The organism is Psychromonas arctica DSM 14288, from assembly GCF_000482725.1.
GTDB lineage: Bacteria > Pseudomonadota > Gammaproteobacteria > Enterobacterales > Psychromonadaceae > Psychromonas > Psychromonas arctica.
Window position 1 is genome coordinate 1 of sequence record NZ_AXWP01000089.1, and the last position, 6402, is coordinate 6402.

The 6402-nt window shown below is 34.2% G+C and carries 7 protein-coding genes and 1 tRNA gene; 5 read left to right on the forward strand and 3 right to left on the reverse strand.

Annotation, left to right across the window (positions count from 1 at the left end; all coding sequences use genetic code 11):
* The 4 genes from H592_RS0111150 to H592_RS0111165 all read left to right on the forward strand — a co-directional run.
* Positions 1-307, forward strand: a 307-nt coding sequence (locus H592_RS0111150; protein ID WP_037071657.1) for an ISAs1 family transposase, incomplete at its 5' end; no start/stop codon positions are given.
* Positions 308-995: 688 nt separating this feature from the next.
* Positions 996-1592: a hypothetical protein gene (locus H592_RS0111155; protein WP_028868854.1), complete on the forward strand. Its 597-nt coding sequence runs from the start codon at positions 996-998 to the stop codon at positions 1590-1592.
* Between the two features lie 245 nt (positions 1593-1837).
* Positions 1838-2068: a hypothetical protein gene (locus tag H592_RS0111160; protein WP_028868855.1), complete on the forward strand. Its 231-nt coding sequence runs from the start codon at positions 1838-1840 to the stop codon at positions 2066-2068.
* A gap of 268 nt (positions 2069-2336) precedes the next feature.
* Entirely contained in the window at positions 2337-3176 is an 840-nt protein-coding gene (locus tag H592_RS0111165; protein WP_028868856.1) for a DUF4062 domain-containing protein, read from the forward strand.
* Between the two features lie 124 nt (positions 3177-3300).
* Here H592_RS0111165 and H592_RS0111170 read toward each other — a convergent pair whose 3' ends face one another.
* The 3 genes from H592_RS0111170 to H592_RS0111180 form a co-directional block, all read right to left on the reverse strand.
* Positions 3301-4005 (reverse strand): hypothetical protein, encoded by a 705-nt coding sequence (locus H592_RS0111170; protein WP_028868857.1) that lies wholly within the window; start codon positions 4003-4005, stop codon positions 3301-3303.
* Positions 3998-5011 (reverse strand): tyrosine-type recombinase/integrase, encoded by a 1014-nt coding sequence (locus H592_RS0111175; RefSeq protein WP_028868858.1) that lies wholly within the window; start codon positions 5009-5011, stop codon positions 3998-4000. The genes H592_RS0111170 and H592_RS0111175 overlap by 8 nt, the downstream gene beginning before the upstream one ends.
* Before the next feature lie 110 nt (positions 5012-5121).
* Positions 5122-5206 (reverse strand) — tRNA-Leu (locus tag H592_RS0111180).
* A 233-nt stretch (positions 5207-5439) separates the two neighbouring features.
* Here H592_RS0111180 and H592_RS0111185 point away from each other — a divergent pair.
* Positions 5440-6000 carry an RDD family protein gene (locus H592_RS0111185; RefSeq protein ID WP_028868859.1) on the forward strand — a complete coding sequence of 187 codons (561 nt, stop codon included), beginning with the start codon at positions 5440-5442 and terminating at the stop codon, positions 5998-6000.
* Positions 6001-6402: the final 402 nt, after the last annotated feature.

Below are 6402 nucleotides of genomic sequence, written 5' to 3' on the forward strand. Positions count from 1 at the left end.
AGAAGCTTCTGCTCGATTCTATATTAGCTCCGCGGATTTAAGTGTTAATGAATTTGCTAATGCGGCTCGAGAACACTGGGCTATCGAAGTTAAACTGCATTGGAAACTCGATACCGCAATGCATGAAGATGCCAGCAGAGTTAGAAGAGAAAATTCTGCAGAAAACTATGCAACGGTGCGTCATACCGCACTTAATCTGCTAAATGCGGACAAAACATTTAAAGCAAGTATCAAGAGAAAACAAAAGAAGGCCAATCGAAATACAGATTACATCGAGCGAGTCCTTACAGGGCAAGGTGCTTCATGATTTCGCCCTGTTTATCGAATAAATTACCAAGCAAAAGTTAAATCAAAAGAAAAGAATACAGCAAAAGCAAATGACTACGGAACGAGCCAAATCAAAGCGAAACCGAAATGACTTTATAGTGTTATCGAGGCTCAAAAAAATAGAGTTATTTTCAATTGAGCAGTGACCAGTGACCAGTTGCCATTAATAATGATCACTGCACAACTGAAAAAACAGATCAAGATTCAACCACACTAAAAAGTTATAAGCAAAAAAACAATGAGTTAAGTTTTTTGGAGTTTATCTATGTGAATAAAGTATTCATTTGAATAGTCTCTAAAAACAACAACGCAATTGAAAGTGATCGTTTCTAATCTATTTGAATTTTCACTTTAGAGTCATTAAATATTACGGCTAAAATATGGCTCACGAGCTGCTACCTCATAATGGGAAACAAAGTGAGATAGAAATTTATCGAATTTTTCTAAACTTGAATGTGTTTATACACAGCTAAGTATAATTTCGTATTTTTGTTGTTAATACGAAAATTTTTATCTAGCTACATGATTATTTTTTGATTACTAGATTTAAGCTATTGTTTTTATGATCTATCAGCGTATATTTTAACAAAAAAAACTATTCCGCACTTCCAATGTTAATGCATAATGATTAGGCTTAGTTACACTATTAATTGCCTTAGGAGAGTTGTTTGAAATTTGAAACTGGTGATGATGTAGATAAGAAGCTGGTAAATGTGTTATTTCACGAGTTTATTAAATGTGAGAATGCATTCGATCAATTTGTTTCATATGCAGATAAAAACATAATGGGGGATAAAGAAACATTCATTAAATTAAGTAGTTATAACGCATACTCAGAGTTTATCACTAAATTATATGAGTTTTATTCCGGATGTTTTAAGCGAGAGTTTAAAAATACTAAACATATAGACTATAAAAAACTTGACTCTTTATTAACCGAAGAAGTAAAAAAAATTCTTAGAAATAAAAGAAATGCAATTGAAAAGGGATACGCCCCTGATTGGGAAAATGATATTTCTTATTATCAAGTAGAGGTTCCTAATGAATTCGGTAAAGACTTCCGTGACGTTCGTAACAATACATCGCACGTAGATTATCGCCGAGCAGGCGAAGATAGAATTGAGCTAATGGACTTCTATAAGAAGTATCATAAATTTGTACATTTACTTTATTACACTGCATTGTTTGCGTGGTCGGGTAAAACTCATAAAGATCATAAAATAGAGCATGTTGAGAACTTTGACTTTTTACCAATCGACAACTAAAAAAACATTTAAACGAAACAAAACAGTGGGTTACGCCACGCCATACATTTCAACTCATTAATTTTGTCCGCTTAATGCGCCGTTGAGTTTGTAGAATAACTCGGTTTTATAAATTTATAAGAAATTGTACTTTTTAACTTGTCGTTTTATTTGATTAATACATTTCAAGAATAGCTGTGTTTTCACGAAAATAGAGTAATTCTACAGCCTCGTTATACAACCACAACTAATCAAGGAGATTAATTATGAATGAACAAGATGTTTCAAATATACTAGAACTTGCTAACCTTAAACTTAGCAACCACCCATCTTTTGAAGAGGGTCTTGGTTTTGACGGAGCTAAGGTATTGCCTACCGGAATGATTGTCCCAACATACCCACTTAAATCTTGCAAATGCACGACTCTTAGTGACGAGATAAAGATTTCAATATATCAAGAGGTATGGAAGGAAACTGCAATTGAGCTAGGTCTATAAGATTCTTAAACTCGCTTTCAGTAGAATTTATACCCGAGGGAAGAGTAATATGTTTTGGGTTGGTTTTAACTTGATACTAAATCCCCCCAAGATTTTTAAGTTATTCATAGTTTTATCCCTATTAAATTAAAAGTCATACTCCCTAAAAAGTCTGACTATAAGCTGTTCAAGTGGGACAAAATATAGTTGGCTGTTTTCGTTCCTCAACATTTTAGACAACTAAAATTTGTCCCTTAACAGGGAGTTATATTTACTTCGGAGTTTTGTAATGAGTTATCAAGCAAAAGTTTTCAATGTAATGATCGCATCTCCAGGTGATGTCGGTTCTGAAAGAGCAATTATTCGAGATGTTATTTATGAATGGAATGCCGTTCATTCGCAATCTCGAAATATTGTTTTATTGCCAATTGGTTGGGAGACTCATTCTTCTCCAGAAATGGGAAATACAGCTCAAGAGATTATTAATAATCAGGTTCTTGATAAATGTGATCTACTTGTTGGCGTTTTTTGGACTCGTATTGGTACTCCGACAACTGAATATGCAAGCGGGACAGTAGAAGAAATTGAAAAGCATATTGAAGCTAACAAACCTACAATGTTGTATTTCTCTAGCCAGCCTGTAGCGTTGGATATGGTTGAGCTAGAACAATACTCACAATTAAAAAAGTTTAAGGATTCCTGTCAAAGTCGTGGTCTATATGAAGGATTTGATAGTCTTTCAAGTTTTAAAGAAAAATTCTATCGTCATTTACAATTGAAAATTAACGACCACGAATATTTTAAAAGTGATGACGTTGTAACTCAATCTGAAATTGTTGAGTCAAAAACGAATATCCCCCATTTAACAAATGAGGGAAAAATATTACTTAAAGAAGTAAGCCAAGACCGAAACGGGACTATTATGCACCTTCGTCATCTGGGAGGCACAAATATTCAATCGAACGGTAAGAATTTTATTGAGTCAAATGAACGCCGTGACGTAGCCCTTTGGGAGTCGGCTATAGATGAACTAACACAGAATGACTTTATTGCTGAAATAGGTCACAAAGGTGAAATATTTGAAATCACTAACTTAGGTTATCAAATTGCGGATATGATCGAATTATAAACATAACAAGTAACTAAGCTCTAAACATTTAATTTATAGCTTTATAAGTAGCTATGAAAACGCTCAGTGCTTAGAAAACCAAATGATTTATAGTCATTCCCGTATTGTAATTATTAAAGTGGCATTACAACTTTATTGTTTTGAGATAGTCTCTAACAGTGCTCTTTGAGGCACCTATCTCGTCATAAATCATTTCTGCAATAGCGTCTTTTGATATCCGAGGAAACCTTACTTTTAGTTTTTTCGCTTTGTCTTCAGTCGCTTTTACCCTTTCTTCTTTTAATGCTATTTTTAGCTCTGTAGCCTCACTAGTTGAAGATGCGCCAGCCATAATATAATTTTCAAAGTATGCTTCTCCCATTAAGACACCACACCCAAATAGCATCTCAGAAGCGAGCAAAGCATTCTCAAAGTCGTTTGCCAAACGGTGTGCACATATAGCTAACGCAATAAATACTAGCTGAGAGGTAATGATTAGCTCCATATTCTTTTCAGCATTACCCCTTACTTTAAGATAAGTACCAATAGAGTATTGATGCCCTTCGTATTCATATAGATTAAAAATATTACTATCAATTCCAAACTTATCTAGTTGAATAGCTATCATGTTCCATGGTGAAGTAGCACTGTAATTGTTTAATAGTTCAGGCATTTCTGATGCAATTCTTTTTAGTAAACTAGATGCACTTTTACTATCGGTTTCAAACTCACTAATTAATTTTGAAGTTAATTTATTAAACTCTAATTCATATAATCCATCTCGACCACTTTTAGTCTTTGAATATTTTGTTTCTAATACAGGTATACCAAATACTTTAAAATCATCCATTAATGATCCCTCCAAACACTCTATCTGTTAATTTAGCTTTGTGAGTAATACAAAGGTGGCTATACCTTTGCGTCATTGTGATTGACTTATGGCCTAAGACTTGGGCTATTTCAAGTAAACTAGCTCCATTCATCGCTAATAAGCTTGCACAAGTATGCCTTAAGTCATGAAACCTAAAATCTTTTATATCTGCTGTTATCAATGCACTTTGCCAATGAATATCGAAGTTACGAAAATAATTATTTGGCATGTTTGGGTGAGGAAAAATATAACCGTCTATATTTCTAAATTTCATTAGTTCAGTAATAACATCACTTGTTAACGTCAATATTCGCTGTTCACCATTCTTAGTATTAGGTAAGTGGGCCGTTTTAGCTTTGAAATTAATATCACTCCATTTCAACGTCAGCATTTCAGAACGCCTAGCACCCGTTGTAATAGCCATTAAAATTAACAAGTATAATTGGTCCCATTTTGAGCTTTTAGCGGTGGAAAATAAGCTTGATAGCTCACCATCGTTTAAAAACCGAGTTCTAGCATTATTTTCGGTGTATTGACGAATGCCTTTTACGGGATTGTAATCTATATCAAACTCATCAGATAAATAGGCATATAAAGAGCCAATCGCTGCTTTATATCTATTTAATGTTGCAGGAGCCTTCTCATTAGATAAAGCCTTTAGCTCTTCTTTAATTTGTTGGCGTGTAACTTTACCGACAGGCTTGTCACCAAATATAGAAACCCAATGTTTTAAACGTTGGTGTTTACTTGGGTCTTTTCCAGTATCTTGATCTAGGAGTTGTGTGACAGCGTCCAAAAAACTCAAAGTGGTTAAAATATGGTTGGTTAAACTATTGGCTAGATCATTATCCACCAGCAATAACGCCATAAACTTTTGAGCATCTTTTTTTATTTTGAATGATTTAGATATACGTTTACCTTCTCGCATAAATTCTACACGATAAGTTGTATTTTTTTTGCCCTTACGAGCTTGAAGAGTTACCATTATATTTCCTTTACGCCAAATTACGCCAAAAACGTAACTGAATATCAGGAAACAAAACTATGTTGACTTGTAACTTATCTTTAACTAGTTGACTAGACTAGGAAAAGAAATGGTGCCCGAGGACGGACTTGAACCGTCACTCCTCTCGGAAACGGATTTTGAATCCGTCGCGTCTACCAATTTCACCACTCGGGCTGAGTGGAAAAGATTATACCTATGCATCCCCCACAAACAAGCATTTTTATTAGTAAAAGATGCAAGCGCTCAAAAAGCAATCAATCCAATACTAGATACGCCAGAATAGATTCAAATAACCTTTTCTCCTCCCATTAATGCATAAAAATAAGCCCTAAAAAGGTTAAATAAATAAAATGCCAAGCGATGAGGCATTTGATACACTCTTTTTTCACATCGTTAAGGAGAACATCATGGCCAAGGGTAATCATAAAAAGTCACCGCAATTGAGTTTAGCCGAGCAATATCAAGCTTGTGCACGCGCATCGTTCTTTAAACGTTTTGGTGCTTACCTTTATGATCTTTTTGCACTTGCTGCGGTATTAATGTTAGCAACGGTGATCGCTCTGTTAGTTGTAGTATTGGCTAATAAGTTAGCGCTGATTGATTTAAGTTTGTATCAAGATACGGCAGATTATTTAGGTCATAGCATGATTTTTCTAGCTTATTTGAGCGCGGTTATTATCGGATTTTATTGTTACTTTTGGAGTCAGGCAGGGCAAACGATTGGTATGAAAGCTTGGCGTTTACGAGTACAAAATAGTGACGGTAGTAACATCAGTTTCACACAGTCTTTAATTAGATTATCAACGTCTGCTTTTGGTTTAGGCAATATCATGGCATTACTAAAAGATCGTAATGCTTTCCAAGACTTATGGGCAGAATGTGAAGTAGTCACTCTTAGTAAAGAATTAAATAATTGGAAAGGTTTTAAAGGCATGGCCTTTATGGACGAAGAGAAAAAAGACAGTTAAGGTCAGTTATTCGGTATTGGTGATTAATGATTATTTAACAGCTCGAATAAATAAAATTTCTAGCGTTCGAGTTAAACGAGCAGCACTGACGTAACAAACCTCTTAAAAGCCATCACTATTAACGTATTTTAAGTTGTTAATTTTGGAATATAAAAAGGCCGTTGTCTGCATCATGCAAACAACGGCCTTTTTATATTCAATGTTTTAATAAGTCACTTATGAAAAAATAAGCCACTCATTTATTATACCGATTACATTAAATAAGTGATCTAAATTTTGCGCAGGAAAAATGACTTAGTTTAAGGCGTAAATTTAGCTAAATGGTTGTTCCCTTTACGAAATTTACAACGAAAAAATAAGTTATTTTAACAAGTAAAATAGATCAGTTAATTAGTGTGATTG